The organism is Limnohabitans sp. 2KL-27 (assembly GCF_001269345.1).
Classification (GTDB): Bacteria; Pseudomonadota; Gammaproteobacteria; order Burkholderiales; family Burkholderiaceae_C; genus Limnohabitans_A.
On record NZ_CXOP01000002.1, the window covers coordinates 21,301 to 47,615 of the forward strand.

26 protein-coding genes are annotated in these 26,315 nt (G+C 63.1%); 15 read left to right on the forward strand and 11 right to left on the reverse strand.

The features are described from left to right. The first annotated feature begins 116 nt into the window (after nucleotides 1-116). Nucleotides 117-1,613: an AMP nucleosidase gene (locus tag LHAB_RS02730; protein ID WP_090043872.1), complete on the forward strand. Its 1,497-nt coding sequence runs from the start codon at nucleotides 117-119 to the stop codon at nucleotides 1,611-1,613. Between the two features lie 48 nt (nucleotides 1,614-1,661). Next, nucleotides 1,662-2,603: a glutathione synthase gene (gshB, locus tag LHAB_RS02735; protein WP_090043873.1), complete on the forward strand. Its 942-nt coding sequence runs from the start codon at nucleotides 1,662-1,664 to the stop codon at nucleotides 2,601-2,603. A gap of 9 nt (nucleotides 2,604-2,612) precedes the next feature. Here the strand turns inward: gshB and LHAB_RS02740 are convergent, their stop codons facing one another. The 5 genes from LHAB_RS02740 to LHAB_RS02760 form a co-directional block, all read right to left on the reverse strand. Beyond that, a complete protein-coding gene (locus LHAB_RS02740) occupies nucleotides 2,613-3,377 on the reverse strand; it encodes a class II glutamine amidotransferase (RefSeq protein ID WP_090043874.1) in 765 nt (254 codons plus the stop codon). A gap of 3 nt (nucleotides 3,378-3,380) precedes the next feature. Next, nucleotides 3,381-4,553 (reverse strand): MFS transporter, encoded by a 1,173-nt coding sequence (locus LHAB_RS02745; RefSeq protein ID WP_090043875.1) that lies wholly within the window; start codon nucleotides 4,551-4,553, stop codon nucleotides 3,381-3,383. Then, nucleotides 4,550-4,807, reverse strand: a complete 258-nt coding sequence (locus LHAB_RS02750) for a cysteine-rich CWC family protein (RefSeq protein ID WP_090043876.1) — start codon at nucleotides 4,805-4,807, stop codon at nucleotides 4,550-4,552. Before LHAB_RS02750 ends, LHAB_RS02745 begins: the two co-directional genes overlap by 4 nt. Before the next feature lie 11 nt (nucleotides 4,808-4,818). Further along, complete coding sequence (locus LHAB_RS02755; protein ID WP_090043877.1) at nucleotides 4,819-5,052, reverse strand: hypothetical protein; 234 nt, start codon at nucleotides 5,050-5,052, stop codon at nucleotides 4,819-4,821. Nucleotides 5,053-5,173: 121 nt separating this feature from the next. After that, on the reverse strand, nucleotides 5,174-7,405 hold the full coding sequence (locus LHAB_RS02760) for a malate synthase G (protein ID WP_090047576.1): 2,232 nt from the start codon (nucleotides 7,403-7,405) through the stop codon (nucleotides 5,174-5,176). A 174-nt stretch (nucleotides 7,406-7,579) separates the two neighbouring features. Between LHAB_RS02760 and LHAB_RS02765 the strand changes: the two genes are divergently transcribed. The 11 genes from LHAB_RS02765 (at nucleotide 7,580) to LHAB_RS02815 (ending at nucleotide 18,454) form a co-directional block, all read left to right on the forward strand. Beyond that, on the forward strand, nucleotides 7,580-8,521 hold the full coding sequence (locus LHAB_RS02765) for a hydroxymethylglutaryl-CoA lyase (RefSeq protein WP_090043878.1): 942 nt from the start codon (nucleotides 7,580-7,582) through the stop codon (nucleotides 8,519-8,521). Nucleotides 8,522-8,573: 52 nt separating this feature from the next. Beyond that, nucleotides 8,574-9,500, forward strand: a complete 927-nt coding sequence (locus LHAB_RS02770) for a LysR family transcriptional regulator (protein WP_090043879.1) — start codon at nucleotides 8,574-8,576, stop codon at nucleotides 9,498-9,500. Between the two features lie 67 nt (nucleotides 9,501-9,567). Beyond that, entirely contained in the window at nucleotides 9,568-11,253 is a 1,686-nt protein-coding gene (gene argS / locus LHAB_RS02775; RefSeq protein WP_090043880.1) for an arginine--tRNA ligase, read from the forward strand. A gap of 11 nt (nucleotides 11,254-11,264) precedes the next feature. Continuing rightward, the gene (locus tag LHAB_RS02780) at nucleotides 11,265-11,915 is read left to right on the forward strand and encodes an SPOR domain-containing protein (RefSeq protein ID WP_090043881.1); all 651 of its coding nucleotides are present in this window, start codon (nucleotides 11,265-11,267) and stop codon (nucleotides 11,913-11,915) included. A 30-nt stretch (nucleotides 11,916-11,945) separates the two neighbouring features. Next, a complete protein-coding gene (locus LHAB_RS02785) occupies nucleotides 11,946-12,620 on the forward strand; it encodes a thiol:disulfide interchange protein DsbA/DsbL (RefSeq protein ID WP_090043882.1) in 675 nt (224 codons plus the stop codon). Nucleotides 12,621-12,772: 152 nt separating this feature from the next. Then, nucleotides 12,773-13,402 (forward strand): lipopolysaccharide transport periplasmic protein LptA, encoded by a 630-nt coding sequence (gene lptA, locus LHAB_RS02790; RefSeq protein ID WP_090043883.1) that lies wholly within the window; start codon nucleotides 12,773-12,775, stop codon nucleotides 13,400-13,402. Continuing rightward, nucleotides 13,399-14,157 (forward strand): LPS export ABC transporter ATP-binding protein, encoded by a 759-nt coding sequence (lptB, locus tag LHAB_RS02795; RefSeq protein ID WP_090043884.1) that lies wholly within the window; start codon nucleotides 13,399-13,401, stop codon nucleotides 14,155-14,157. Before lptA ends, lptB begins: the two co-directional genes overlap by 4 nt. A gap of 37 nt (nucleotides 14,158-14,194) precedes the next feature. Next, complete coding sequence (locus LHAB_RS02800; protein ID WP_090043885.1) at nucleotides 14,195-15,736, forward strand: RNA polymerase factor sigma-54; 1,542 nt, start codon at nucleotides 14,195-14,197, stop codon at nucleotides 15,734-15,736. A gap of 10 nt (nucleotides 15,737-15,746) precedes the next feature. Then, a complete protein-coding gene (locus LHAB_RS02805; protein ID WP_194943064.1) occupies nucleotides 15,747-17,072 on the forward strand; it encodes a THUMP domain-containing class I SAM-dependent RNA methyltransferase in 1,326 nt (441 codons plus the stop codon). After that, nucleotides 17,069-17,503 (forward strand): PIN domain-containing protein, encoded by a 435-nt coding sequence (locus tag LHAB_RS02810; RefSeq protein ID WP_090043886.1) that lies wholly within the window; start codon nucleotides 17,069-17,071, stop codon nucleotides 17,501-17,503. Before LHAB_RS02805 ends, LHAB_RS02810 begins: the two co-directional genes overlap by 4 nt. Before the next feature lie 174 nt (nucleotides 17,504-17,677). Further along, complete coding sequence (locus LHAB_RS02815) at nucleotides 17,678-18,454, forward strand: YecA/YgfB family protein (protein WP_090043887.1); 777 nt, start codon at nucleotides 17,678-17,680, stop codon at nucleotides 18,452-18,454. A 31-nt stretch (nucleotides 18,455-18,485) separates the two neighbouring features. Here LHAB_RS02815 and LHAB_RS02820 read toward each other — a convergent pair whose 3' ends face one another. The 6 genes from LHAB_RS02820 to LHAB_RS02845 all read right to left on the reverse strand — a co-directional run bounded on the left by LHAB_RS02820 (nucleotide 18,486) and on the right by LHAB_RS02845 (nucleotide 25,232). Further along, a complete protein-coding gene (locus tag LHAB_RS02820) occupies nucleotides 18,486-19,457 on the reverse strand; it encodes an alpha/beta fold hydrolase (protein WP_090043888.1) in 972 nt (323 codons plus the stop codon). After that, nucleotides 19,457-20,422, reverse strand: coding sequence for a Bug family tripartite tricarboxylate transporter substrate binding protein (locus LHAB_RS02825; protein ID WP_090043889.1), 966 nt, complete (start codon nucleotides 20,420-20,422; stop codon nucleotides 19,457-19,459). Before LHAB_RS02825 ends, LHAB_RS02820 begins: the two co-directional genes overlap by 1 nt. Nucleotides 20,423-20,552: 130 nt before the next feature. Next, nucleotides 20,553-22,103, reverse strand: coding sequence for a class I adenylate-forming enzyme family protein (locus LHAB_RS02830; RefSeq protein ID WP_090043890.1), 1,551 nt, complete (start codon nucleotides 22,101-22,103; stop codon nucleotides 20,553-20,555). Next, on the reverse strand, nucleotides 22,103-23,335 hold the full coding sequence (locus LHAB_RS02835; RefSeq protein ID WP_090047579.1) for an acyl-CoA dehydrogenase family protein: 1,233 nt from the start codon (nucleotides 23,333-23,335) through the stop codon (nucleotides 22,103-22,105). Before LHAB_RS02835 ends, LHAB_RS02830 begins: the two co-directional genes overlap by 1 nt. Nucleotides 23,336-23,367: 32 nt before the next feature. Further along, entirely contained in the window at nucleotides 23,368-24,150 is a 783-nt protein-coding gene (locus tag LHAB_RS02840; protein ID WP_090043891.1) for an alpha/beta fold hydrolase, read from the reverse strand. After that, on the reverse strand, nucleotides 24,147-25,232 hold the full coding sequence (locus LHAB_RS02845; protein ID WP_090043892.1) for a 2,5-dihydroxypyridine 5,6-dioxygenase NicX family protein: 1,086 nt from the start codon (nucleotides 25,230-25,232) through the stop codon (nucleotides 24,147-24,149). The genes LHAB_RS02840 and LHAB_RS02845 overlap by 4 nt, the downstream gene beginning before the upstream one ends. A 71-nt stretch (nucleotides 25,233-25,303) precedes the next feature. Between LHAB_RS02845 and LHAB_RS02850 the strand changes: the two genes are divergently transcribed. Continuing rightward, nucleotides 25,304-25,876, forward strand: a complete 573-nt coding sequence (locus LHAB_RS02850) for a flavin reductase family protein (RefSeq protein WP_228763328.1) — start codon at nucleotides 25,304-25,306, stop codon at nucleotides 25,874-25,876. Beyond that, on the forward strand, nucleotides 25,873-26,307 hold the full coding sequence (locus LHAB_RS02855) for a MarR family winged helix-turn-helix transcriptional regulator (RefSeq protein ID WP_090043894.1): 435 nt from the start codon (nucleotides 25,873-25,875) through the stop codon (nucleotides 26,305-26,307). Before LHAB_RS02850 ends, LHAB_RS02855 begins: the two co-directional genes overlap by 4 nt. Nucleotides 26,308-26,315: the final 8 nt, after the last annotated feature.

Below are 26,315 nucleotides of genomic sequence, written 5' to 3' on the forward strand. Positions count from 1 at the left end.
ACCAAGGCAACACGCGAGAGTCTGGGCCTTGGGGCCCTGCCACGCGCCTGTCATGCCCCTGCCCCAAAATGCTCAGACAGAGCCACTAAACTCGACAGACCCTTTGAGGACACCTCATGCAGCACCTGCCGCCCTTCATCGCCCCTTCCGAGCACCATGATGCCGAGAGCGCTTTGGCGCAAATCCAGCGCATCTACCAACACAGCGTGAACCACCTGCGCCAGGCCATGCGTGAATTTGTGGCGGGCGAGGACATGGCAGACACCCGGGTACGGGCTTTTTACCCTTTTGTTCGGGTGCAAGTCAGCAGCGCCAGCCGCAAAACTGCGGGGCTGGACAGCCGCCTGAGTTACGGCTTTGTGGCCGAGCCTGGCCGCTTTGAAACAACGCTGACCCGGCCGGACCTGTTCGCCTTCTACATCCGCCAGCAATTGGCGCTGCTGCTCAACAACCACGGTGTGAGCCTTCAGGTGGGCACCAGCAACCAGCCCATTCCCATCCATTTTTCGTTGGCGGAAGACGAGCACATGGAAGGCAGCTTGAGCCCCGAACGCCAGGCCCTGATGCGCGAGGTGTTTGACCTGCCGGACTTGGCCGCCATGGACGACGGCATCGCCAACGGCACGCACGAGCCAGCGGCCTCCGAGGCGCGGCCGCTGTCGCTGTTCACAGCGCCGCGCATCGACTATTCGCTGCAACGCCTGCGCCACTACACCGGCACATCGCCGCGCTGGTTTCAGAACTACGTGCTGTTCACCAACTACCAGTTTTACATCGACGAGTTCATCGCCCTGGGCCGCGCCGAGATGCAAAACCCGGACAGCGAGTACCTCGCCTTTGTCGAGCCCGGCAACATGGTCACGCGCCGCGTGGGCCTCTCGCCAGAGGACGTGGACGCGCTGGGCCAAACACCGCCACGCCTGCCGCAAATGCCCGGTTATCACCTGGTGCGCAAGGGCCACAGCGGCATCACCATGGTCAACATCGGTGTGGGCCCGGCCAATGCCAAAACCATCACCGACCACATCGCCGTGCTGCGCCCACACGCCTGGCTGATGCTGGGCCACTGCGCGGGCCTGCGCACCACGCAGCTGCTGGGCGACTACGTGCTGGCCCACGCCTATGTGCGCGAAGACCATGTGCTGGACGAAGAGCTGCCGCTGTGGGTGCCGATCCCGGCGCTGGCCGAAGTGCAGCTGGCGCTCGAGCGCGCCGTGTCGGATGTCACCGGCTGTCATGGCGCAGACCTCAAACGCCTGATGCGCACCGGCACGGTGGCCAGCACGGACAACCGCAATTGGGAGCTGCTGCCCGACAACAAACCGCAGCGGCGATTTAGCCAAAGCCGCGCCGTGGCCCTGGACATGGAAAGCGCCACCATTGCCGCCAATGGCTTCCGGTTTCGGGTGCCCTATGGCACTTTGCTGTGCGTGAGCGACAAGCCGCTGCACGGCGAGATCAAGCTGCCTGGCATGGCCAACCAGTTTTACCGCGAACGGGTCAACCAGCACCTGCAAATCGGTATCCGCGCCGTGGGCTTGCTGCGCGATGCAGGCCCCGAACAGCTGCACAGCCGCAAACTGCGCAGCTTTGCCGAAGTGGCGTTTCAATAAGACGCTGTGGCGTCACGGCTTTCCCCTTTTTTGTGACACAGTTGAGCCATGCACATTCTTTTCATTGCCGATCCCCTCGAGTCCTTCAAGATCTACAAGGACACCACTTTTTCGATGATGCGTGAAGCGCAAAAACGCGGCCACCAGGTCGCAGCCTGCGAGATGACCGATGTGCGCTGGCAGCAGGGCGAAGCCGTGTCGGCCCAGGTGAGCGACATCACGCTCACCGGTCAGGCAGACGCCTGGTTCCACCAAACCGCTTCGCGCCGCGCCCAGCTGAAAGATTTCAGCGCGGTCATCATGCGCACGGACCCGCCTTTTGACAGCGAATACTTTTACGCCACCCATCTGCTGAGCCAGGCCGAACGCGAAGGCGCGAAAGTCTTCAACAGCCCGGCGGCCTTGCGCAATCACCCTGAAAAACTGGCCATCTTGGAGTTCCCGCAATTCATTGCGCCCACCTTGGTCACGCGCAGCGAAGCCGACATCCGTGCCTTCCATGCCGAGCACGGCACCATCATCTTGAAGCCCCTGGACGGCATGGGTGGCATGGGCATTTTCAAAGTGGGGGCCGATGGCCTGAACCTGGGTGCGATCATTGAAACGCTCAACCAGGACGGCGCTCAGACCGTGATGGTGCAGAAGTTTTTGCCTGGCATCGCGCAAGGCGACAAACGCGTGCTCTTGATCGGCGGCAAGCCGGTGCCCTTTTGCCTGGCGCGCATCCCGCAAGGCGGCGAAGTGCGCGGCAACCTGGCCGCAGGTGGCAAGGGTGTAGCGCAACCGATTTCGGCGCGCGACCGCGAGATCGCCGAAGCGCTGGGGCCCATCTTGTTCGCACGCGGCCTGATGCTGGTGGGCCTGGACATCATTGGCGAGAGCCTGACCGAAATCAACGTGACCAGCCCGACCTGCTTTCAAGAAATCACCGACCAGATGGGCTGCGACGTGGCAGCGCTGTTCATGGACGCGGTGGAGGCGGCGCTTTAAGGCGCAGGGTCAGGGGTTCAACCCACCGCCCTCAAAGGTGTACAAGCGCCCGGGCTCAAACGCCACCCAAGCCTCATCGGTGGTCAAGGGCGCCGTCACCACCACCGCCACCCGATCGGTCTCGCGGGTGTGGTCGGCAAAGTTCACACTCAGGTCCTCATCGCTCAACGTGGCTTGCGTGAAGGGGTGCTTGCGCAGCACGTAGTGCAAGTTCGTGCTGGCGTGTGCCCACAAGGCCTGCCCGTTGGAGAGCAAAAAGTTGAAGGTGCCAAAACGGGCAATCTGGGGCACCAACTCGCGCAGTGTCAACGACAACTCTTGCACGCTGGGCACACTGGCGTGCGACTTGGCCAGCTCTTGCATCAGCCAGCAAAACGCGCGCTCGCTGTCGGTTTGCCCCACCGGCTTGAAACTGCCGTGCAGGCGCGGCGCAAAATCCACCAGGTTGCCGTTGTGCGCAAACACCCAGTAACGGCCCCACAGCTCACGCACAAAGGGGTGACAGTTTTCCAGCCTCACTTCGCCTTGCGTGGCTTTGCGGATGTGGGCAATGACGTTTTGGCTTTGGATGGGGTAGCGGCGGATCAGATCGGCAATGGGCGAGCGGCTGGCGCTTTGGTGGTCCACAAAGTGGCGCACGCCCTGCCCCTCAAAAAAAGCGATGCCCCAGCCATCGCCGTGGTGGTCCGTCAGGCCGCCGCGTTGCGCGAAACCGCTGAAACTGAAGGTCACGTCGGTGGGGGTGTTGCAATTCATGCCGAGCAGTTGGCACATGGTTCAGTCCTTGGCGGTTGCGGCTGTGGGCTCGGCCATTTTCCAGGCCGCCAGCAAGGCCAGCGCGGTCATAGCGGCCAGAAAAACAAAGGTTTCGTTGAAGGCCCGCAAATCGGCGCGGTCTGGTGTGCCCGATGCATGGGCATACACCGCCAAACGCCACTCCAGCACGATGGCGCAAATGCTCACGCCCGCCGCACCGCCCAGCATGCGCACAAAACCGATCACGCTCGACGCCTGCGGGATCAGGTCTTTGGGCAAGCCCCGCAAAGCGCCCAGGTTGAGCGAAGGCAAGATGAAGCCCAGGCCAATGCGCCCCAAAATCACCAAAATCCAGAGGAGCGCCAAGCCCGCTGCGGGGTGAACCAAGGGCATGAGCGCAAACGACAGCGCCAGCAAAGCCAGGCCCCAGCTCACCCATTGGGCGGGCGGCATGCGGTGCGACCAACGCCCCACTGCCGCGATGGTCACGGCCAGCAAAATGCCCGCCGGCAACAAGGCCGCGCCAATGTAGGACGGCGACAGACCCAGCCCCATCTGCATGTAAACCGGCAGCAAATAGGTCGAGCCAAACAACGCAATGCCGTAGGTGAACGACACCAGCGCCACCATGGCCAGTGGCACCACCATGAAAAAGATCGAACGCCAGCCGAACACATCCACCAGCACACCGCCAATGCTGGGGCCAATGGCCGGAGCCAGCACCACGCCCATGCCAAACAGGCCACTGGCACGGCCCTGCTCGTGCGAGGCGAAAGCCCGCAAGATGATGATCGCCGGGATGGGTTGCACCACACCGGCAGCCAAGCCCTCGGCCACGCGGGCGGCCATGACCAGTGCAAAGTCGTTGGCCAAACCGCCCACCACCCCGCCGCCCAGCAGCAGCCACATGCAGACCTCGTACACCCGGCGATACCCGTAGCGCGAGAGCAGCCAGGGCGTGGTCAACATGGACACCGTCATCGCCACCATGAAACCCGAGGTCACCCACTGCACCCGACTTTGGCCCAAGGTGAAATGTTGGCTCATGTCCGGAATGGCCACGTTCAAGATGGTGGACGACATCACCGCCGCCATGGAGCCCAGCATCACCGACAGCAGCAGCAGCCAGCGGTGGCGCTCGCCATAACGCGCTTGCAGCGCCTGCAAGCTGTGCGGGCCATGGGCCAGGCTCATGCGTGTTCGCCTTGGTTTTGGCCTTGGCTTGTGCCTGTGTCTGGCTGTTCGGACGCCGCCACGCAAGCCGCGCAAATGCAGGCCTTGTTGCGTGCCGCTTCGGGCACTTGCTTCAGCAAATCGGCGCTGAACTGCACCAGCGTGCACCAGCAGGGGCCGGACGCTGCAGCCTCGGTGGTCGGCGTGGCCATGGCGCAGGCATTGGGTTGCCCGCACAAGGGGCAGCGGCAAGGATCAAAGGCAGGCTGCGTCATGACGACAGGGCTCAGTCCTTGCCTTGGCGGCGGCGCTGCGCGTCACGCCAAAGGCGAATGGCCAGCACCAACATGGGCACGGTGTGCAACAAGAAATCAAAGAGGTCGATGGGTTTACTCAAGCTGCCGTCGAACAACATGCGCCACTTTTCCACCAGATGCGGCTCGGGCACAAAAGGGGCCCCCGCCAGGTAAACAGCAATGCCCACCAGCCACAGCAATGGAATCCGGTCAATCCAGCGCATCGCGCCCTCCTGAAAACCCCTATTTTCGGGCATGCCTGGCACCGCAGCGCATGACGCACAGCAAAACGGCTCCAAAAGGAGCCGTTTTTCAAGTCTCAGACCGTGCCCGAGGCCAGCACTTTCAGGCCGCCTTGACCTTCAAACGCCAGGCGTGCAGCAAAGGCTCGGTGTAGCCGCTGGGCTGGGCTTTGCCTTTGAAGACCAGATCGCAAGCCGCTTTGTAAGCGGCCGACTTGGTGAAGTTACCGGCCATCTTTTGGTAAGACGAGTCACCGGCGTTTTGGCCATCGACCACAGCGGCCATGCGCTCCATGGTTTGCTTGACTTGCTTGTCGGTCACCACGCCGTGGTGCAGCCAGTTGGCCATGTGCTGGCTGGAGATGCGCAGCGTGGCACGGTCTTCCATCAGGCCCACACCGTGGATGTCGGGAACTTTGGAGCAACCCACGCCCTGGTCCACCCAGCGCACCACGTAACCCAAAATACCTTGGGCGTTGTTATCGAGTTCCTTTTGCTTGTCTTCGGCCGACCAGTTGGCCGCGTCTTTGGCGACCACCGGAAACTGCAGCAAAGCGTTGAGGGCGACTTCACGCAGCACCTTGGCGTCTTGCTTGGCCACCGCCTTTTCCATCTGCTTTTGCAGCGCGGGCACGTCCACCTGGTGGTAGTGCATGGCGTGCAGCGTGGCGGCGGTGGGGCTGGGCACCCAAGCGGTGTTGGCACCGGCCATGGGGTGGCCAATTTTGGCCTTGAGCATGTCGGCCATCAAATCAGGCATGGCCCACATGCCTTTGCCGATTTGGGCACGGCCGCGCAGGCCGCAGGCCAGGCCCACGTTGACATTGTTCTTCTCGTAAGCGCCCAACCACACGCTGTTTTTGATGTCGCCCTTGCGCATGACAGGGCCGGCCAGCATGCAGGTGTGCATTTCGTCACCGGTGCGGTCCAGAAAGCCGGTGTTGATGAAGGCCACGCGGCTCTTGGCGGCGGCAATGCACGCCTTGAGGTTGGCGCTGGTGCGGCGCTCTTCGTCCATGATGCCCAGCTTCACGGTGGAGGGCTTCATGCCGATGACTTTTTCCACGCGACCAAACAGCTCGTCGGCGAACGCGACTTCGGCGGGGCCGTGCATCTTGGGCTTAACGATGTAGACGCTGCCTGTGCGGCTGTTGCGCAGGGGGTGGGACGATTTTTTCTGCAAGTCCACCAAGGCGCAGGTCACGGTGATCATGGCGTCCAGGATGCCTTCTGGGATCTCTTTCGTGCTGCCGTCGGCCGCTTTGTAGAGGATGGCGGGGTTGGTCATCAAATGGCCGACGTTGCGCACAAACATGAGCGAGCGGCCGTGCAACTTGACAGTGCCCTTTCCTGAGGGCTTGGTGTACTCGCGGTCACCGTTCATGGTGCGGGTGAACGTCTTGCCGCCCTTTTGCACTTCTTCGCTCAGGGTGCCTTGCAAGATGCCCAGCCAGTTGGCATAGGCCAACACTTTGTCGTCGGCGTCCACAGCGGCCACCGAGTCTTCCAAATCCAAGATGGTGGACAACGCGCTTTCGGCGATCAGGTCGGACACACCCGCCGGGTCGGTTTGGCCGATGGCGGTGGTCTTGTTGATTTGCAAATCAAGGTGGATGCCGTTGTGCACGAACAGCACTGATGCAGGGGCTGATGCGGGGCCGGTGTAGCCCACGAATTGCTTGGCGTCTGCCAAGGTCGTGCTCTTGCCATTGGCCAGGGTCACGACCAGCTTGCCGGCTTTGACGGCATAGCACTTGCTGCCCACGTGCGAGCCGGTCTTGAGCGGGGCCGTGCGGTCGAGCACATGGCGGCAGTAGTCAATGACTTTGGCACCACGCTTGGGGTTGTAACCCGTGCCTTTTTCGCAGCCATCGGCCTCAGAGATGGCGTCGGTGCCGTACAGCGCGTCGTACAAAGAACCCCAGCGCGCGTTGGCGGCGTTCAGGGCGTAGCGGGCGTTCAGGATCGGCACCACCAACTGGGGGCCTGCCAGCTTGGCCAGCTCGGCGTCCACGTTGGCGGTGGTGGCTTGGGCGTTTTTCGGCTCGGGCACCAGGTAGCCAATTTGCGCGAGGTATTTGCGGTAGGCCTTCATGGCCTTGCCTTCGGCCACCGGGCCGGGGTTGGCGCTGTGCCACGCGTCCATGGCGGTCTGGATGCGGTCACGCTCGGCCAGCAAGGCGATGTTCTTGGGCGCCAAATCGGTCACGATGTCGTTGAAGCCTTTCCAGAACTTGTCTTTGTCCACGCCAGTGGCGGGCAACATTTGGTCGTTGATGAAACTCAGCAGGGGATTGGCCACTTGCAGGTTGTGGATCGCGGTGCGTGCAGTCATGGAAGCCTCGAAAGGATGTTGAAAAACGGTGGGGATATCGCTGGCGGCAGGGTCGCCACCCGGCAACAAACCGATGTGCAAAGACTTTATTCTAAGTTTGGATGCAGATAAACACGTTCAAAAGCCATAAACCCATGACTTTTCTGCACAAATCTGCTGTTGTCTAATCGGGTCATGACACGCATTTTTGTCCCGGACGTCCTGATCAGCGAAGTGGGCCCGCGCGATGGCCTGCAATCGGTCAAGGCCACCATGCCGACCGCAGACAAGCTGCGCTGGATCGACGCGCTGGCGGCCGCGGGCTTGCGCGAGATCGAAGTCGCCTCTTTCGTACCGGCCCAACTGCTGCCGCAAATGGCCGATGCCGCGCAGGTGGTGCAGCACGCGCTGCGCCACACCGGCGTGTGCATCATGGCCTTGGTGCCCAACCTGCGGGGCGCACAGGCGGCGCTGCAGGCCGGCGCGCAAAAACTCACCCTGCCCGTGTCGGCCAGTCCCGCGCATTCCGTGGCCAATGTGCGCAAATCGCCCGAAGCCATGGTCGAGGAAGTCAAGGCGGTTGTGCAACTGCGCAACGACACCGCGCCCGGTGTGCCGGTGGAGGTGGGCATGTCCACCGCCTTTGGCTGCACCCTGCAAGGGGCAGTGCCTGAAGACGATGTGCTGCGTTTGGCCAGGCTGCTGGCCGAAGCGGGCGTGGACGAAATCGGCCTGTCGGACACCACCGGCATGGGCAACCCGGCGCAAGTGCGCCGCCTGTTCCAGCGCCTGTTTCAGGAAGTCGGCCCCCTCACGGGCTCGGCCCACCTGCACAACACCCGAGGCCTGGGCCTGGCCAATGCGCTGGCCGCTTACGAGGCGGGGGTGCGCACCTTTGACAGCTCCCTCGGGGGGTTGGGGGGCTGCCCTTACGCGCCGGGGGCATCGGGCAATGTGGTGACCGAAGACCTGGTTTTCATGTTCGAAGCCATGGGGGTGTCCACCGGGATCGACCTGCCCTGGCTCATGGCCGCCCGCGAGCCCCTGCAGGCTGGGCTGCCCGGCGAGCCGCTGTACGGCATGACGCCCGAGGCGGGACTGCCCAAAGGCTGGGTGATTCCAAGCAACTCGCGCTAATTCACAAGAGTTTCCTCTTCATTGCAAACTTTGACCCTCATAATTGGAGGGCATGGACAAGCTCAAAGCCTTTGAAACCTTCGTCGCGGTGGCCACCAAAGGCAGCCTGACCGCAGCCGCCCGCGCCGAAGGGGTGGCCCCGGCCATCATCGGCCGCAGGCTCGATGCGCTGGAAGAAAACTTGGGCGTGAAACTGCTGGTGCGCACCACACGGCGCATCACCCTCACCCACGAAGGCAGTGCTTTCTTGGAAGACTGTCAGCGCCTGCTGTCGGATGTGGCCAACGCCGAGGCCAGTGTTTCGGCCGGCGGCGTCAAGGCCAGTGGGCATTTGCGCATCACCGCCCCTGCCGGTTTCGGGCGACGTCATGTGGCCCCATTGGTGCCGCGCTTTCGCGAACTGCACCCCGATGTCTCGATTTCCCTCAATTTGAGCGACCGGGTGGTGGACCTGGCCGCCGAGGGCTTTGACTGCGCGGTGCGCGTGGGCGACCTGCCCGACTCGTCGCTGGTGAGTGTGCGCATGGCCGACAACCGGCGCCTGTGTGTGGCCACCCCGGCCTATCTGGCGCGGCGCGGCGCGCCCACCCAACCCTCGGACCTGCTGCAGCACGACTGCCTGACACTGTCGAGCGACGCCTCACAAACCCGAGGCTGGGCCTTTCGCAACCCGGCAGATGGTGGCCAGGACGTGGTGCACTTGCGCCCGGGCGGACCACTTGACTGCTCGGACGGGCAGGTGCTGCACGACTGGTGCCTGGCCGGTTACGGCATCGCCTGGCGCAGCACCTGGGAAGTCGAAAGCGAGATCCGCTCGGGCCAATTGGTGGCCGTGCTGGAAGAATTTGCCGCGCCGCCCAACGGGATTTTTGTCGTTTTTCCTCAGCGCAAACACCTGCCGCTGCGCGTGCGTCTGTGGATCGACCACCTCAAACACCATTACGCCCAGCCCGGTTACTGGCAAACGACCCATCGCTGAGCACGAAACGCGACGAACGGGCCCTGGCACTGCGCTCATTCAGGCCCAAGCCGTAAAATCGCGCCCTATGCTTTCTGCCAAACAACATTTGCTCTCGGCTCTGGCCGCTGAGCTTGAAAAACTCCAACCCGGCGCCGGTGCGCGCGCGGCCTTTGAATCCCCCAAAGTGGCCGCCCACGGCGACCTGGCTTGCACCGCCGCGATGCAACTGGCCAAAGCCCTCAAGCAAAACCCCCGCCAGCTGGGCGAAGCCTTGCGCGCAGCCTTGTTGTCCACCCCCGCTTTCGAGCGCTGGGTCGATGCCATCGAGCTGGCCGGCCCAGGCTTCATCAACATCCGTCTCAAAAACGCCGCCAAGCAGGCCGTGGTGCACGAGGTGCTGCAAGCGGCGCAATGCTTTGGCGAGCAAGCGGCCCAACCCGGCAAAGTGCTGGTCGAGTTCGTGTCGGCCAACCCAACGGGCCCGCTGCACGTGGGCCATGGCCGCCAAGCGGCTTTGGGCGACGCCATCTGCAACCTGCTGGCCACGCAAGGCCAGCAGGTCTACCGCGAGTTTTATTACAACGATGCGGGCGTGCAGATTGGCACCCTGGCCAACTCCACCCAGCTGCGTGCCAAAGGCTTCAAGCCGGGCGATGCCGAATGGCCCGAGGCCGCGTACAACGGCGACTACATCCAGGACATCGCCAACGACTTTCTGGCCCAAAAGACGGTCAAGTCGGATGACCGCGAGTTCACTGCCAGTGGCGATGTGAATGACCTGGACGGCATGCGCCAATTTGCCGTGGCCTACCTTCGCCACGAACAGGACCTGGACCTCAAGGCCTTTGACGTGCGCTTTGACAACTACTACCTGGAGTCGAGCCTGTACACCAGCGGCAAGGTCGATGCGGCGGTGCAAAAGCTCAAAGACGCGGGCAAGACCTATGAGCAAGACGGCGCGCTGTGGCTCCAATCCACCGATTACGGCGACGACAAAGACCGCGTCATGCGCAAGGGCGACGGCACCTACACTTACTTTGTGCCCGACGTGGCGTACCACATCAGCAAGTGGGAGCGTGGCTTCACGCGCGTGGTGAACATCCAGGGCACCGACCACCACGGCACCATCGCCCGCGTGCGCGCAGGTTTGCAAGCGGCCAATGTCGGCATCCCCGAGGGCTACCCCGACTACGTGTTGCACACCATGGTGCGCGTGATGCGTGGCGGCGAGGAGGTCAAGATCTCCAAGCGGGCAGGAAGCTACGTCACGCTGCGCGACCTGATCGAATGGACCAGCAAGGACGCGGTGCGTTTCTTCTTGCTGTCGCGCAAGCCCGACACCGAATACATCTTCGACATCGACCTGGCCCTGGCGCAAAACAACGACAACCCGGTGTATTACGTGCAATACGCCCATGCCCGCATTTGCTCGGTGCTGGCCGCATGGAAAGACAAGTATGGGGGTGATGTGACTTCGCTGGCCCAAGCCGATCTGTCGCCGCTGCAAAGCCCGCAAGCCCACGCGCTGATGCTGGCCCTGGCCAAATACCCTGAGATGCTGACGTCTGCCGCCACCGACTTTGCGCCGCACGACGTGACGTTTTACCTGCGCGACCTGGCGTCGCTCTACCACAGCTACTACGACGCCGAGCGCATTTTGGTGGACGACGAAGCGGTCAAAAAGGCGCGTTTGGCGCTGGTCGCGGCCACCGCACAGGTGCTGCGCAACGGCCTTCATGTGTTGGGCGTGTCAGCCCCACAAAAAATGTAAAGGGACGGCTCATGCAACTCCACAGCCAACGCGGCGGTACTTTTTTGGGTTTCATCATTGGCTTGGTGCTGGGTCTGGGCGTGGCCTTGGCCGTGGCCATTTATGTGACCAAGGTGCCCACGCCGTTCTCCAACAAGAACCAGCCCCGCACCAACGACCAGGACGCGCAAGAAACCGAAAAAAACAAGGACTGGAACCCGAACAGCGTGTTCCAACCCAAACCACCGGCTGAGGCCCCGGCCGCACCCGCAGCACCCGCACCCGACGCAGGCACCGACAAAACCGCCCCAGGTCTGGTGGGCAAAACCGCCCCCGAAGCGCCCAAAGCCGAACTACTTCCGGCCGTCACCGCCGATCCGTTGGGCGATTTGGCCAAGACCAAATCAGGGCTGAGCACCCCCGCTGCGCCAGCCAACGCCGCCGACCCCTTTGACTATGTGATCCAGGTGGGCGCCTACCGGACCAGCAACGATGCCGACGCCCAAAAAGCCAAACTGGCCTTAATGGGGCTGGATGCCAAGGTTTCTGAGCGGGATCAAGCCGGACGCACCGTGTATCGCGTACGCTTGGGGCCCTTTGCAGACAAAGCCGCCGCAGAACGCATCCGCAGCCGCCTTGAAGGCAGCGGCATTGACAACACCTTGGTTCGAGTTCAACGCTGAACCCGAACCCCCCTCATTTGGAGCACGACCATGAAACGCCGCCTCTTCTCTTCCGCTTTGCTCACTGCCAGCGCTTGGCTGAGCACCCCTTTGGCCTGGGCCCAAGCGGCCCTGTTCAAGTCCGGCAAAGACTTTTTGACACTGGAGCGCCCCGTGGCCACTGAGGCCGGTGCAGGCAAAATCGAAGTCATCGAATTTTTCTGGTACAGCTGCCCGCATTGCAATGCTTTTGAGCCCAGCTTTGCCCAATGGGCCAAAAACGCACCGAAAGACGTGCTGGTGCGCAGGATTCCCGTGTCTTTCCGCGACGACTTTGCCCCCCAGCAACGTCTGTTTTTCACGATCGAAGCCATGAACCTGATGGAAACGCTGCACCCCAAGGTGTTTGCCGCCATCCATGTCGAGAAGTTGATGCTCAACACCGATGCCAGCGTTTTGGCCTGGGCCGAAAAGCAGGGCGTGGACAAAGCGAAATTCAACGAGGTCTACAAATCCTTTGGTGTGGCCGCCAAGCAAAAGCGGGCGGTGCAACTGCAAAACGACTTCAAGGTGGAAGGGGTGCCCTCACTGGGCGTGGCTGGGCGTTACTACATCGATGGCACGCTGGCTGGCAGCATGGACCGGGCTTTGAAAGTCGCTGAATCCCTGATCGCCCAGTCGCGCAGCGGCTCCGGCAACACAGCCGCCGCCAAAAAACAAAGCTGAGACCTCCACCCCAACAGGGGTCGGCTTTGGAGCCAACCCGCCAGACCCAGGTCTGTGCGGGTTTTTTTACGCCACAAGCCGCCCGCCGATGCCGATACAGCCTGGCTTGCGCCTACAATCAAAATCTGTTCTCAGCAAGATTCATGCCCTCAATGAAAACCCTTCGCGTCATTGGCCTCCTCGCCTCAGGGTTGAGCTTGTTCAGCATGCCTGCCTGGGCCGAGAAAGCCGACAGGGACAAACCCATGCGCATTGAGGCCGATGCCATGCGCCATGACGAGAACAAATTGCTCACCATCTTCACGGGTCAGGTGGTGGCCCTCAAAGGCACCATGGTGCTGCGCGGTGCACGCATGGAAGTGCAGCAAGACAAAGAAGGCCAACAAATCGCCCACGTCTGGGCTGCCCCCAATGAGCGGGTGTTCTTTCGGCAAAAGCGTGAAGGCGTGGACGAATTCACCGAAGGTGAGGGCGAAATGGCCATCTACGACAGCCAAGCCGACGTCGTGACCTTGATCCAGCGGGCCGAAGTGCGGATTTTGCGTGGCACGGTGCTGGCCGATCAGATCAACGGCCAGAAAATCGTGTTCAACAACACCACCGAGGTGATGACCGTGGACCGCCCCGCCCCGGGTGCCAAAGCCACAGACCCCCGCGACCAACGCGTGCGGGCCGTGCTCACCCCCCGAAAAACCAACCCCGCCACCACGCCAGTTGCACCCACAGCCAACATACCGGCCCTGCGGGTCAGCCCCGGCACCGGTGAGGGCAAGAAACCATGAGCGAGCCTGTGGTCACCAGCCGCCTAGAAGCCCACCACCTGCAAAAAGCCTATGGCAGCCGCAAAGTGGTGCATGACGTGTCGGTGCAAGTGGACAAGGGCGAGGTCGTTGGCCTGCTCGGCCCCAACGGCGCTGGCAAAACCACCTCGTTTTACATGATCGTGGGCTTGGTGCGGGCCGATGGCGGGCAAATCCTGATCGACGGCCAAGACGTCACCCGCATGCCCATCCACAAGCGCTCGCGCATGGGCTTGTCCTACCTGCCGCAAGAAGCGTCCATCTTCCGCAAGCTCACGGTGGCCGAGAACGTGCGTGCCATTTTGGAGCTGCAAACCAACGACCAGGGCCAAGGTTTGTCGTCAGCCGACATCGAAAAACGCCTGACCGAATTGCTGGGCGATTTGCGGGTCGACCACCTGCGCGACTCGCCTGCGGTGGCGCTGTCGGGGGGTGAACGCCGCCGGGTCGAGATTGCTCGCGCCTTGGCCACCGACCCGCGCTTCATCCTTTTGGACGAGCCATTTGCAGGCATCGACCCCATCGCCGTGATCGAGATCCAGCGCATCATCGCCTTCCTCAAGCAGCGCGGCATTGGCGTGCTCATCACCGACCACAACGTGCGCGAGACGCTGGGCATTTGCGACCACGCCTACATCATCAGCGAAGGCCGCGTGCTGGCTGAAGGTACGCCCGACGAGATCGTGACCAACGCCGATGTGCGCCGGGTGTACTTGGGCGAACACTTCAGGATGTGATGAACACCCACTCTGTTCTCGACTTGAAAGCGCAGCCATGAAGCCAGGCCTGTCGCTTCGCATGTCCCAGCACCTGGCGCTCACGCCCCAGCTGCAACAATCGATTCGCCTGCTCCAGCTGTCTACCCTGGAGCTGTCCCAAGAAGTCGACCAGATGCTGGACGACAACCCCTTTTTGGAACGTGCCGAAGAAGAATCCCCTGCCGAGGCCTTTGGCCTGGAGCAGGCCGACACCCACGTCAGCCTGGGCGACCGGGTAAGCGAAAGCGCCAGCACGTCCAGCAGCAGCGAAGACAACGCCAGCGAAACCCGCGACGAAGCCGTGACCGATGTGGCCGAAAGCTGGGACGGCGATGGCAGCGTGGACATGCGCCCCGACGACAGCGAATGGGGCGGCGACGCCACACCGCGCCAAAACAACGGCGAAGAAACCGCCGACGCCATCGATCTGGCGCGCGGCAGCGGGTCCCTGACCGACTTTTTGCACCGCCAGGCCTTGTCGCTGCGCTTGTCCGAAGTGGACCGCGCCGCCTTGCGCTTTTTGATCGAATCGCTCAACGACGACGGCTACCTGACCGACACCCTGCCCGAGCTGGCCGCAGGTCTTGCGGGCAGCGATGACTACGAGCAGCTCGACGAACTGGTGCACCGCTTCACCGTAGCGCTGGGTTTGCTGCAATCGCTCGAACCCGTGGGTGTCGGCGCACGCGACTTGGCCGAGTGCCTGCGCATCCAGATCAAGGCTTGGCTGCAAGACTCGCCCGATGACGAAGTCGCCCAGGCCGCACTGGCCATTTGCGCCCAGCCTCTCGAGATGTTGGCCAAGCGCGACTACAAGCGTTTGGCCGTGGCCTGCGGTCTGAGCGAAGCCGTGGTCAAAGTCGCCATCCCTTTCATCGCCCGACTCGAACCCAAGCCCGGCCGCCCCTTTGTGCAGGCCGAGCAAAACATCATCATTCCCGATGTGCTGGTGGTGAACACCAGCAAGACGGCCACGCCCAAATTCCGCATCCAGCTCAACCCGGACGTGATGCCCAAACTGCGCGTGCACGACATCTATGCCAACGCCCTGCGCGGCGGCAAGGGCGACAACCATGCCGGCCTGCAGCAGCGCCTGCAAGAGGCGCGCTGGTTCATCAAGAACATCCAGCAGCGCTTTGACACCATCTTGCGCGTGTCCACCGCCATCGTGGAGCGGCAAAAAAACTTCTTGACGCACGGCGAGCTGGCCATGCGCCCCTTGGTGCTGCGCGAGATCGCCGACGAGCTGGGCATGCACGAGTCCACCATCAGCCGCGTGACCACGGCCAAATACATGTCCACGCCACAAGGCACCTTTGAGCTGAAGTATTTCTTTGGCTCAGGCCTGGGCACCGACAGCGGCAGCGCTGCATCCAGCACCGCCGTGCGCGCGCTCATCAAACAGTTTGTGGCGGCCGAAAAACCCGCCAAACCGCTGTCGGACAACCAGCTGTCTGAAATGCTGAAAGAGCAAGGCATCGACTGCGCACGCCGCACCGTGGCCAAATACCGCGAAGCCCTGAAGATCGCCCCTGCGAACCTGCGCAAAACCCTTTGAGAGCATCTGAGTGAATTCATTGAACCTGTTCATGCCCTGCGCCGCGGGCGTCGAGGGCTTCCTGGCCGACGAAGTGCACGCCATCACGGGCCTCACGGGCCACGACCTGATGACCGGCCGCGGCGGCGTGATGGCACGCGCTTCCTGGCGCGATGCCATGCGCATCAACCTGCACAGCCGCCTCACCCAGCGTGTGCTGGTGCAGCTGTCGGTGACCGACTACCGCAACGAGAACGACCTGTACCACGCCGCCAGCGAAGTGGCCTGGGAAATCTGGTTCACCCCCAAGCAAACCTTCAAGATCGACATCACCGCGCAGCACAGCCCGCTGACCAGCCTGAACTTTGCGGCCCTCAAAATCAAAGACGCTGTGGCCGACCGTTTTCGCGCCAAACGCGGTGAGCGCCCCAGCGTGGACACAGCACGGCCCGATGTGCGCATCTACGCCCACCTCACACCCGAAACCCTCACGCTGTACATCGACACCTCGGGCGAGCCCCTGTTCAAGCGCGGTTGGCGCACCGACAAGGGCGATGCGCCCCTGAAGGAAACCCTGGCCGCCGCCATGATCGCGGCCAGCGGTTGGGACGCCACCGTCCCCCTTTACGACCCGTGCTGCGGCAGCGGCACCATCCCGATCGAAGCAGCGCAAATCGCCTGTGGCATCGCGCCCGGTTTGCAGCGCCGCTTTGGCTTCGAAAAACTGCTGCCCTTCCAGAACCACGTTTGGCAAGGCCTGATCGAAGAAGCCCGCGACCACGAACACGAACCCACCGCGCCGATCTTTGGCAGCGATGTGGCCTTTCGCATGGTCGACTTTGCCGAGCGCAACGCCGAACGCGCAGGCGTGTCGGGCGTGATCGAGTTCCGGGGTGGCGACGCCCTGCAACGCATGCCCCCCAGCGAGACCCCCGGCGTCATGCTGCTCAACCCGCCTTATGGCGAGCGCATTGCCGCTGCCGGTGTGGCCGGGCGCGGGCGTGACAACTTCCAGCCGGGTGCCCTTTCGGATGCTCGTGCCAGTTCCCGCGCCGCCGCCCCAAGCCACCACCGCGAAACCGCCCAGACCCAAGACGGCGACGACAGCGTCGACTTCTTTGCCCAACTGGCCAGCCACTGGAAGAAAAACTACAGCGGCTGGAGCGCCTGGATGCTCACGCCCGACCTGAAGCTGCCCAGCAAAATGCGCCTGAAAGAATCGCGCCGCGTGCCCATGTGGAACGGCCCCATCGAATGCCGCTTGTTCCGCTTTGACATGATCAAAGGCAGCTTGAAGCGCACACCAACAGACGCCTCTGCAGACAAAGCAGGGGATACTGGAACGCCTGCCCCATGAGTGTGAGTGCGCCTGTGAGCACCCTGGAGCGCCATGTGCTGGACACCAACATCTTGCTCGACCTGTGGGTGTTTGACGAACCCCAGGCCGAAGCACTGCGCACCCGCGTGGAGAGCGGCAGCATAGATTGGCTGGCCACCGCCGCCATGCGCGAAGAGCTGGCCCGGGTGCTGGCCTACCCGCAAATCGCCAAACGCCTGACGCACCGCCAACTGCCCGCCAGTGCCGTGCTGGGCCACTTTGACCGCTGGGCCCAACTGCAGCCCGACGCCCCCAAAGCCCCCTACGCCTGCAAAGACGCAGACGACCAGAAATTCATTGACCTGGCCGTGCAGCACACCGCCGCCCTGCACAGCAAAGACGCGCAAGTGCTCTGCATGAAAAAACGCCTGGAGCGCTGCGGCGTGGCGCTGAACCCGACCACGGCCTGAACCATCTCGGGCCAGCTTGTGGGAGGCCGCCCCTGCGGCCGAATGCGCGTTGCGGTCAAGGCGACCCTTCGCGAGCAGGGGCTCGCTCCCACTTGGCAGACAAGCACTGAGTGGGCTGAGGCATTGCAGTCCAGCGCTCCTCCTTACAATCCCCGCATTGCAACAGGAACCCCCATGAACACGACCGCTGGCTTGGAAGCCGAAGACTTTGACACCCTGGACAACATCCTGGACGACCTGCGTGAGCGCTTTGAAGAGACGCCGCAGTGGGAGTTTTGCGAGGGCTTCATGGCGGCGCTGGTGTGCTGCCGCCGCGCCATTCCCGACAGCGAGTGGCTGCCCATGCTGCTGGGCATTGACCCGGACGAGATGGATGGCGGCAGCTTTGCCGACGAGGCCCAGCGCCAGCAGTTCATGGCCTTGTGGCAGCGCCGTTTTGACGAGATCCAGCTCGCGCTGGACACCCCCGTGCAGGCGCTGGACGACGACAAGGCTTACGCCCCCGAGGTGATGGACGTGCGCGGCGCGATCGCGTCATTGCCGCCCGAAGAGCGCGAAGAAATCGAGGACAGCGAGATCCCATCGTTTGCCCAAGTGTGGGCGCTGGGCTTCATGTTCGCGGTGGAAAACTGGCCCGATGAGTGGGCCACGCCCAAGGACAAAGACGCGGCCAAGTGGTACGACCTGTCGCTTGAAGCGGTCGTTGCCTTGACCGAAGACGACACCGATGTGCCCACCCTGTCGGCCCTGTCCGAAGACGGCCCGCCCAGCGTGAGCGAGAACCGCCTGAATGCCTATGGCGAAGCGCTGTGGGCGGTGTACGACTTGCGTGAGATCTGGCGCAACATCGGCCCCCGCGTGGCGCAGGTCATCAAGGAAGCCACACCGGGTCGCAACGACGCCTGCAGCTGCGGCAGCGGTAAAAAATACAAGAAGTGCTGCGGGGCTTGACGCCCACTGGAGGCGCACAAGCCGGGCCGGTTTAAACGAAAAAGCCCCGCAAGGCGTCGCGGGTCGCCTCGGGCAGTTCCTCGGGAATGAAATGCCCTGCCGGTAGGCACAGGCCACTGACGCGGCCCGCGCATTGCGCCTGCCACAGCTCGACCGGCTTGAACATGCGGTTGACCACGCCGCGCTCGCCCCAAAGCACCAGAGTGTCGCAAGCGATCTTGTGGCCGTATTCGCGACCTTCGCGGTCGTGCTGCAGGTCAATGCCCGCGCTGGCCCGGTAATCTTCGGCCGCGCTGTGGATGGCGGCGGACCAGCCCTTGTCGTTGAGCGCCGGATTGCATAAGGCGCGCTCGTATTCGGCCAAGGCTTCGGCTTCGATGTAGCCCATGCCCTGACTGCCCCAGCCGCCCAGCTTGGCGTGCAAATAGGCTTTCGGGTTGCCGCCGATCATGAATTCCGGCAAGGGCGCGGGCTGCGTCAGGTGGAACCAATGGTAATAAGCCTGCGCAAACGCAAAGTAGGGGTCCGCCACCGGGCCGGAGGCCTGAGGGGTTTTGCCCCACAGACCGCTGTACATGTCCAGCGTCGGCGCGATGTCGATCACACAGAGTTTTTTGACCCGCGCAGCATGGTCCAGCGCCAGCCGGTGCGCCACACGACCGCCCCGGTCGTGACCGCACAAAAAGAAATCAGCCACCCCCAGCGCGTCGAGCAAGCCCACCACTTCTTGCGCCATGGCGCGTTTGCTGTAGTGCCGGTGTTCGGCGTCGCCTACGGCGTGTGAAGAGTCGCCATAACCGCGCAAGTCAGGCATGACCAAGCGGTAGCGGCCGCGCAAGTGCTGCGCGACGCGCTGCCACATGACGTGGGTTTGCGGAAAGCCATGCAGCAAGACCAGCACGGGCAGGTGCTCTTGCGCGGCCCAATCGGCCGAGCGCCGAAAGCAAACCGGCAAGCCTGCCACCGTGAGCGTTTGCCGCTCGAAGCCTTCAAACCAGGCCATCAATCGACCTTGGCACCCGAGGCCTTGACGACTTCGGCCCACTTCTTGTGCTCGGCCTCGATCAGCGCCGCAAATTGCGCGGGCGTGTTGCCGCTGGGGATCGCACCCAGCGTGGCCAAACGCTCTTTCATGGCGGGGGTGGCGAGTGATTTGGCCACTTCTTGCTGGATGCGGCTGACCACATCGGCGGGCGTGCCTGCCGGGGCCAACAAGCCGAACCAACTGCTGGCTTCAAAGCCTTTGAGGCCGCCCGCTTCTTCCACGGTGGGCAAATCAGGCAAGGCCGCAGAGCGCTGGCTGCTGGTCACCGCCAGGGCTTTGAGCTTGCCGGCCTTGATGAGTTGCATGGCCGAGGGCAGGTTGTCGAACATCACGTCCATGCTGCCGCCTGCCAAATCGAGCAAAGCCGGGCCGGAACCACGGTAAGGGATGTGCGCCATGAAGGTGCCGGTTTGGGACTTGAACAACTCCCCCGCCAAATGGATGGAGGTGCCATTGCCGCTGGAGGCCATGTTCAGCTTGCCGGGGTTGGCTTTGGCGTATTGGATGAAGTCCTTGACGTTGTTGATCTTGTTGGCGGCCGCTTTTTCGGCGTTGACCACCATCACATTGGGCACGCCCGCAACCAAGGTGATCGGCACAAAGTCCTTGAAAGGGTCATAAGGCAGTTTGGCGTAAAGCGCGCGGTTGATGCCGTGCGTTCCCACGGTACCCATGAGCAGGGTGTAGCCGTCGCCGGCCGACTTGGCCACTTGCTCGGCCCCCAGGTTGCCGCCTGCGCCGCCCTTGTTTTCGATCACGAACTGCTGGCCAAAGGCCTTGGCCAAATCGGGGGCGATGGCACGGGCGAGGATGTCGGTGGTACCGCCCGGTGCAAAGGGCACCACGATCTTGACCGGCTTGTTGGGCCAAGCGGTTTGGGCCCAGGCCAAAGACGTGGTCGACAACAGAACTGCAGCCGCCATGCCCAGAACCGGGCGGCGAGTGAAATGGCGTGACAGTTGAACCATGCGTATCTCCTTGTTTTGATGCATCGGTTAATAATGCCATGCAGGTATGGCAAGGCTGTCGCCCAGGCGAAGAAAGTCGCCCGTTTTAAGGGTTTGTCCCTGTCAATTGGGACTGCAGTTGCGGCTTGAGCACCTTGCCCAAAGCGCTCTTGGGCAGGCCGCCCACGAACACCACGCGGCGAGGGAGTTTGAAGCGGGCGATGCGCGGCTGCAGGTGGGCCAACACGGTTTCGGCGCTCAAAGCTTGGCCAGATGCATCGGCAGTGCGCACCAGCACCGCCACCGGCACTTCACCCCAGCGGGCATCGGCCACACCGACCACGGCGCACTCGGCCACACCGGGCAAGGTGACGAGTTGGTTTTCGATTTCGGCCGGGTAGATGTTTTCGCCGCCCGAAATCACCATGTCTTTGCTGCGGCCCACGATGGTGATGCAGCCATCTGCGTCGCGCTGGCCCAAGTCGCCCGAATGGAACCAGCCGTCTTGCAGGCCCAGGCCGCTTTGCCCTTGCGCGCTCCAGTAGCCGCTCATCAGGTTGTCGGCGCGCAGGCAGACCTCGCCGGTTTCGCCGGGGCCGACTTCTCGGTCTTGGGCGTCGATCAATTTGACCTGCGCTTGTGGGTGCGGCCAGCCGGATGCGCCCACACGGGCCATGGCCTCGGGCAGGCGCAGCACGATGGACACAGGGCCGGTTTCGGTGGTGCCATAAACCTGCCCCACCGGCACACCGCGTGCGTGCAGGGTGTCGAGGTAGGCCACAGGCACGGTGGACGAGCCGGTCATGATGCCGCGCAGGCCAGCGAGCGAGGTATCGGCCCAACGCGGGTGTTCGAACACAGCGCGCATGGTGGCGGGCACCAGCAGCGACAAGGAGGGTTGGCTGGTGGACATTTCGTCCAACCAGGCGCTGGGGTCAAAGCGTGTGTGCAGCACCACCTCCACACCCGCCAGCAGTGCCGGCAGGGTCTGGATGCACAGGCCCCCCACATGGAACAGAGGCAGCGTAGACAGCACTTTGTCGCCGGGTGCAAAGTCGTGCGCCCATGCACTGGCCCGGGCATTGGCCAGCAGCGCGGCTTGCGTGTGCACAGCGCCCTTGGGCACGCCCGTGGTGCCCGAGGTGTAGACCAGCAGCAGCGGCAACTCGCCATGCACAGCGGGCAGAGGCAAGGCGCGAGGCGAGGCGGTGGCGATCAACGTCTCGTGGTGGGTATGCTGCAGGCGCTCGACATGCAAGGCCCGTGCGGTGTCGGCGTGGTGGCTGTCGTGCACCAGCAGGCGCGGATGGGCGTCTTGCATGACCTGCTGCAACTCGGGCACGGCCAGGCGAAAGTTGAGCGGCAAAAAGACCGCACCCAAACGGGCGCAGGCCACCAGCGTGACCAACTGCAGTTCATGGTTGAAACCCAGCCAAGCCACGCGGTCACCCGGCTGCACGCCCCAGGTGGACTGCAGGTGCGCGGTGACGCGTGCCACGCGCCGCCAGAACTTGGCGAAGTCGTAGGCGAAGGTGCTGTCACCCGTCTGGGTGGCTTTGCGCTCATCGCCCCGGAAGGTCATGGCGGGCTGCGTGCCGCAGTCCTGCGCCAGCTGCGCAAAGCGGGCCGCGAGGGGGCTGGTCTCGGAGGCCTGCATCACTCGTCTTTTTCGCCGGGTTCGTACAGGGCTTCGCGGCCAATGCGGTCCATGCACAGCTCGGCTGTCCAAGGCAACATGAGCGAACCGCAACGCGCATCGCGGTAAAGGCGCTCGAGCGGCAGACTTTTGAGCATGGACTGACCGCCGCAGGTGCGGATGGCCAAGCGGGCGATGTCTTGCGCGTTTTCCATGATGGTGTACTGCGCGGCGTAGGCGCGCAGGCGGGTGGACTTGGACGGATCGACCTTCGCGTCTTCAATCGCACGCAAGAACAGGTTGCGGGTTTGCTCGAGCTTGATGAACATCTCGGCCACGGCGATCTGTTTGGTGGCGAACTGGCGGCGCTTGACGGGGCCCGTGCCCGGAATCTCGCCACGCAAATACGCCACGGTGAAGTCGTAGGCCGCTTGCGCGATGCCCATGTAGGTGGGCGAGAGCGTCATGAACATATGCGGCCAGCGGCTGGCGGCCTGGAAGTAAAGGCCTTGCGGCATGAGGGCCGCGTCGTCCGGCACGAACACGTCTTTGAAAATCAAATTGCGCGACACGGTGGCGCGCATGCCCAGCGGGTCCCAGTCGCCTTCGATCGTCAGGCCCGGTGCTGTGCGGGGTATGGCCAGGTACAGGGTGTCCCGGCGTGAGAGGTCAGCGCCCTCTTTCTTCTCGGTGCACAGCACGCCAAAGTAATCGGCCGCATCTGACAGAGAAGCAAAGATTTTTTTGCCGTTGACCTTCCAGCCGCCATCGACCTTGACCGCCAGGGTGCCAAAAGGTTGCGCCCCTGAGGCCGCAGCGCCACCTTCCGAGAAAGGCTGCGCGTAAATCGCGCCGTCTTTCACCACCCGCGCAAAGTGTGTGGCCTGGTGCTGGCGGTGTGAGGCACGCTGCTCGGGCGTCATCTCCAGGTCTTCAGACAACAAACCGCTCCAGAGCATGGTGCAGACGTGCATGTTGAAGGTGAGCGCGGTGGCGCCGCAGTAGCGACCGATCTCGGCCGAGACCATGGCATAGGTGGCGTAATCAGCGCCCTGGCCGCCATGGGCTTCGGGCACGCACAGCGCCAGCAGGCCGCAGGCGCGCATGTCGTCGTAGTTGGCAAACGGGAACTGCGCGTCGCGGTCGAGATGCGCGGCACGCGGGGCAAACTTTTCGCGGCCCAGTTGCCGGGCCAGGGCAATCAGCTTTTGCTGTTTTTCGGTCAGGGGGTAATCGTCACCACAGATGGGCATGGTGTGGGGGATCGTTTTGTTTTGCACATCGGTCATGGTTTCACGTCCTTCAGGAATTTTTCAAGTTCGGCGTTGAACGCCTTGGGCTGTTCGTAATGCAGCAAATGCCCTGCCCCGGCCAGGCAGGCGTAGCGCGCACCGGGGATCTTTTGCGCCATGCGCTCCATCACGATAGGCGGTGCGGTGCGGTCATGCTCTGCGGCCAGGCACAGCACGGGCACGCTGATGGTGGGCAGAGCAGCGCGTTGCTCAAACTGCACCAGCGCATGCAGCGCGGCGCGGTAGGTGGCGGCCGGCACGGCCGACATGCTTTGGTGCGCAGGGTTCAACTGGGTTGCATCGCCACCGGGTGCCGCCATGGTGGGGATCAACTTGTCGGCAATGTCGCCCATGGTTTTGCCCGATTCCAGCGGGGCCAGGCGCTGCGCCAAAAATTGCTTTTGAAAGTCACCGTCGCTGTTGCCAAAAGCCGGGCTGCTGGCGGCCAGCAGCAGGCCACGGATGCGCTCAGGTTTTTGCGTCCAGGCTTGCAGGGCGACCATGGCCCCCATGCTGTGGCCCACCAACACAGCTTGGTCGATGTGCGCCGCGTCCAGCATCTGCCAGAGGGTTAGCGCCAAGTGCGCAAAGTCATAGGGGGTGACCATGGGGCTGTCGCCATAACCGGGCATGTCCCAGGCCAAGCTGCGCCAGCCCAGAGCGGCCACATGCGCTTGTTGTGCTGTCCAGCCGTGTCGGCCACCGCCCACGCCGTGCAAAAACACCACAGCGGGTTGCGTGGGCAAGCCCACATCCGTAAAGGCTGGTGCGTTCATGCCAGCGCCGCGCTCACGACTTGGCCCGCATCGACCACAACCGTGTCGTCGAGCCGGATGGTGCAGCCGCGCATTGGCAGGTCAAAGTGGCCAAGGGTGTGGCGGCCCGCGACTTCATTGGCTCCGGTCGAATACAAAAAGTTGCCCGCAAAAGCTCGCAGCTCGGTGCCGTTGCAGTCGCGCTTGTCGTAAAACGCCATGGCGTCCCAGCGCGCCGCCGGGTTCAGGCCAAAGCCCACATGCGACACGGCATAAGCAGCGCGGTGGCCCTCAAAGTCTTCCCAGGCTTTCCAGTAGCCGCGCATCATGTCCACATCCACGCCCTGCCCCTCGATGGCGACCACGCTGTCGTTCTCAATCGTCAGGCGGATCGTGTCGCGCAAATAGCTTTTGAAGGTCAGGTTCACATCACCCGGGGCCATGACCAGCGTGCCGTTGACGCTGCCCGCAGCGGGGAAAGCCAGCGCCAGCCCGGCAGGCCAGTGCGACACCATGCCCGGCTTGGGGCAAAAGCCCCACACACCGCCCACCACCGCTTGTTTGTCGCCATGTTTCAGGTTCACACGCAGGTCGGTGCCTGCGGCAGACGTGACGTGCATTTGTTGTGCGCCGCGCAGTTTCTTCATGGCGGCACGCACCACGCCTTCGAGTGCCGGATCGGGCACGGTGCGCTCTAAAATTTCAGGGTGCTCGTTGGACACCATCAAGAGGCGCGGCATGTGGCCGTCCACGCCCTTCATGATGGCCGGCAGCTCGGGCGCGTGCAGCAGACCTTCGACAGTGCAGTCCACCACCATGTCGGCGCGGGCCAATGCAGCCACCACCGGGCCGAGCTGGCCAATGGCGTCGCTGGCGCCTGTAGAGCGCACGGGCGCAGGCGCTGTCAGTGCGGGCGTGGTCAAAGTCACCTCGAACACGCGGGCACCCATGGCCTCCAGTGCGAGGCGGGCCAAGTCCACGTTGACCCGGCGTGATTGGGTTTCCGCCAAAATAGCGACCACTTCGCCAGGCTGCACCTTGCACAGCGTGAAGGTGCGGGTAAAGGCCGCGAGCCACCTGTTTTCGATTCGTTCCACCAGCATGCTTGTCTCCTTGGCCTGCAGCTTTGAACGGTTCTCCTGCAGACATGAATGGTCAGTTTATATGAAAATTCATGCAATTCAACTATCATCCACCCATGCACCAAGCCCCCCCATCTCACATCAAAGCGCTGAGCCCAGACTTTGAAACGCCGCATTTCAAGCAAGCCCTGTCGCGCTTTGCCACGGGCGTGACCGTCATCACCACGTTCGCGCCGGGCGCACACAAAGGGGATTCGGCCAGCAGCAGCTTTGTGGGCATCACCGCCAGTTCATTCAACTCGGTGTCGCTCACGCCCCCGCTGGTGCTGTGGAGCCTGGGGCAAGGCGCCAGCAGCGCACCGCTGTTCCATGCGGGCACGCATTACGTGGTGAATGTGCTGGCCGCCGATCAGCTCGATGTATGCAACCGTTTTGCTTTCGGCAAAGGCGACCGCTTTGCCGATACCGCTTACACGCTGGGCGAGTCGGGTTTGCCCATTTTGGCTGGCGCGCTGGCCTGGTTTGAATGCCACAACCGCAGCCGACACGAAGAAGGCGACCATGTGATTTTTGTGGGCGAGGTGGAGCGCTGCGGTTTCAGCGATGGCTCGGCCCCACTCGTTTACCAGGGCGGTCAGTTCAGCACCACCGCGCCTCTCGCATGAGCAACTCGGCAGGCTTTGTCGACGACTACTTGGCCTACTTGCTGGCACGCGCCAGCCATTTGATTTCGAGCGAGTTCCACGCCGTGGTCGAAGCCAGCGGCCTGAGCCTGATGGAATGGCGCGTCATGGCCAGCCTGTCGGGCAAAGACGCCCTGAGTGTGGGTGAGTTGGCCGACATCGTGCTGGCCAAGCAACCCACGGTGACCAAACTGGTTGGACGCATGGCCGAGGCCGGCTGGGTTCAGCGCGTGGACGCGCCGCACGACAAACGCCAATCCCTGGTCAGCCTCACACCCGCAGGCCGTCGCAAAGTCAAACCCCTGCTGGGCCAAGCCCAGGCCCATGAAGCACAGGTGATGGCCGACATCGGCGTGAGCGAAGTGGCTCAACTCAAAAGGGTCTTGGAGCGGATGATTTCGGTGCGGGCATGAGCATGCCC

Excerpts from the sequence above, each read along its gene's own strand:
- LHAB_RS02750 (WP_090043876.1), bottom strand. The coding sequence starts at position 4,807 with ATGACGCAGCCTGCCTTTGATCCTTGCCGCTGCCCCTTGTGCGGGCAA.
- LHAB_RS02830 (WP_090043890.1), bottom strand. The coding sequence starts at position 22,103 with ATGCAGGCCTCCGAGACCAGCCCCCTCGCGGCCCGCTTTGCGCAGCTG.
- LHAB_RS02780 (WP_090043881.1), top strand. The coding sequence starts at position 11,265 with ATGCAACTCCACAGCCAACGCGGCGGTACTTTTTTGGGTTTCATCATT.
- LHAB_RS02760 (WP_090047576.1), bottom strand. The coding sequence starts at position 7,405 with ATGACTGCACGCACCGCGATCCACAACCTGCAAGTGGCCAATCCCCTG.
- lptA (WP_090043883.1), top strand. The coding sequence starts at position 12,773 with ATGAAAACCCTTCGCGTCATTGGCCTCCTCGCCTCAGGGTTGAGCTTG.
- gshB (WP_090043873.1), top strand. The coding sequence starts at position 1,662 with ATGCACATTCTTTTCATTGCCGATCCCCTCGAGTCCTTCAAGATCTAC.
- LHAB_RS02810 (WP_090043886.1), top strand. The coding sequence starts at position 17,069 with ATGAGTGTGAGTGCGCCTGTGAGCACCCTGGAGCGCCATGTGCTGGAC.
- argS (WP_090043880.1), top strand. The coding sequence starts at position 9,568 with ATGCTTTCTGCCAAACAACATTTGCTCTCGGCTCTGGCCGCTGAGCTT.
- LHAB_RS02745 (WP_090043875.1), bottom strand. The coding sequence starts at position 4,553 with ATGAGCCTGGCCCATGGCCCGCACAGCTTGCAGGCGCTGCAAGCGCGT.
- LHAB_RS02825 (WP_090043889.1), bottom strand. The coding sequence starts at position 20,422 with ATGGCGGCTGCAGTTCTGTTGTCGACCACGTCTTTGGCCTGGGCCCAA.
- LHAB_RS02755 (WP_090043877.1), bottom strand. The coding sequence starts at position 5,052 with ATGCGCTGGATTGACCGGATTCCATTGCTGTGGCTGGTGGGCATTGCT.
- LHAB_RS02840 (WP_090043891.1), bottom strand. The coding sequence starts at position 24,150 with ATGAACGCACCAGCCTTTACGGATGTGGGCTTGCCCACGCAACCCGCT.
- LHAB_RS02740 (WP_090043874.1), bottom strand. The coding sequence starts at position 3,377 with ATGTGCCAACTGCTCGGCATGAATTGCAACACCCCCACCGACGTGACC.
- LHAB_RS02845 (WP_090043892.1), bottom strand. The coding sequence starts at position 25,232 with ATGCTGGTGGAACGAATCGAAAACAGGTGGCTCGCGGCCTTTACCCGC.
- LHAB_RS02800 (WP_090043885.1), top strand. The coding sequence starts at position 14,195 with ATGAAGCCAGGCCTGTCGCTTCGCATGTCCCAGCACCTGGCGCTCACG.
- LHAB_RS02835 (WP_090047579.1), bottom strand. The coding sequence starts at position 23,335 with ATGCCCATCTGTGGTGACGATTACCCCCTGACCGAAAAACAGCAAAAG.
- LHAB_RS02820 (WP_090043888.1), bottom strand. The coding sequence starts at position 19,457 with ATGGCCTGGTTTGAAGGCTTCGAGCGGCAAACGCTCACGGTGGCAGGC.
- LHAB_RS02730 (WP_090043872.1), top strand. The coding sequence starts at position 117 with ATGCAGCACCTGCCGCCCTTCATCGCCCCTTCCGAGCACCATGATGCC.
- LHAB_RS02785 (WP_090043882.1), top strand. The coding sequence starts at position 11,946 with ATGAAACGCCGCCTCTTCTCTTCCGCTTTGCTCACTGCCAGCGCTTGG.
- LHAB_RS02765 (WP_090043878.1), top strand. The coding sequence starts at position 7,580 with ATGACACGCATTTTTGTCCCGGACGTCCTGATCAGCGAAGTGGGCCCG.
- LHAB_RS02770 (WP_090043879.1), top strand. The coding sequence starts at position 8,574 with ATGGACAAGCTCAAAGCCTTTGAAACCTTCGTCGCGGTGGCCACCAAA.
- LHAB_RS02850 (WP_228763328.1), top strand. The coding sequence starts at position 25,304 with ATGCAATTCAACTATCATCCACCCATGCACCAAGCCCCCCCATCTCAC.
- LHAB_RS02855 (WP_090043894.1), top strand. The coding sequence starts at position 25,873 with ATGAGCAACTCGGCAGGCTTTGTCGACGACTACTTGGCCTACTTGCTG.
- LHAB_RS02815 (WP_090043887.1), top strand. The coding sequence starts at position 17,678 with ATGAACACGACCGCTGGCTTGGAAGCCGAAGACTTTGACACCCTGGAC.
- lptB (WP_090043884.1), top strand. The coding sequence starts at position 13,399 with ATGAGCGAGCCTGTGGTCACCAGCCGCCTAGAAGCCCACCACCTGCAA.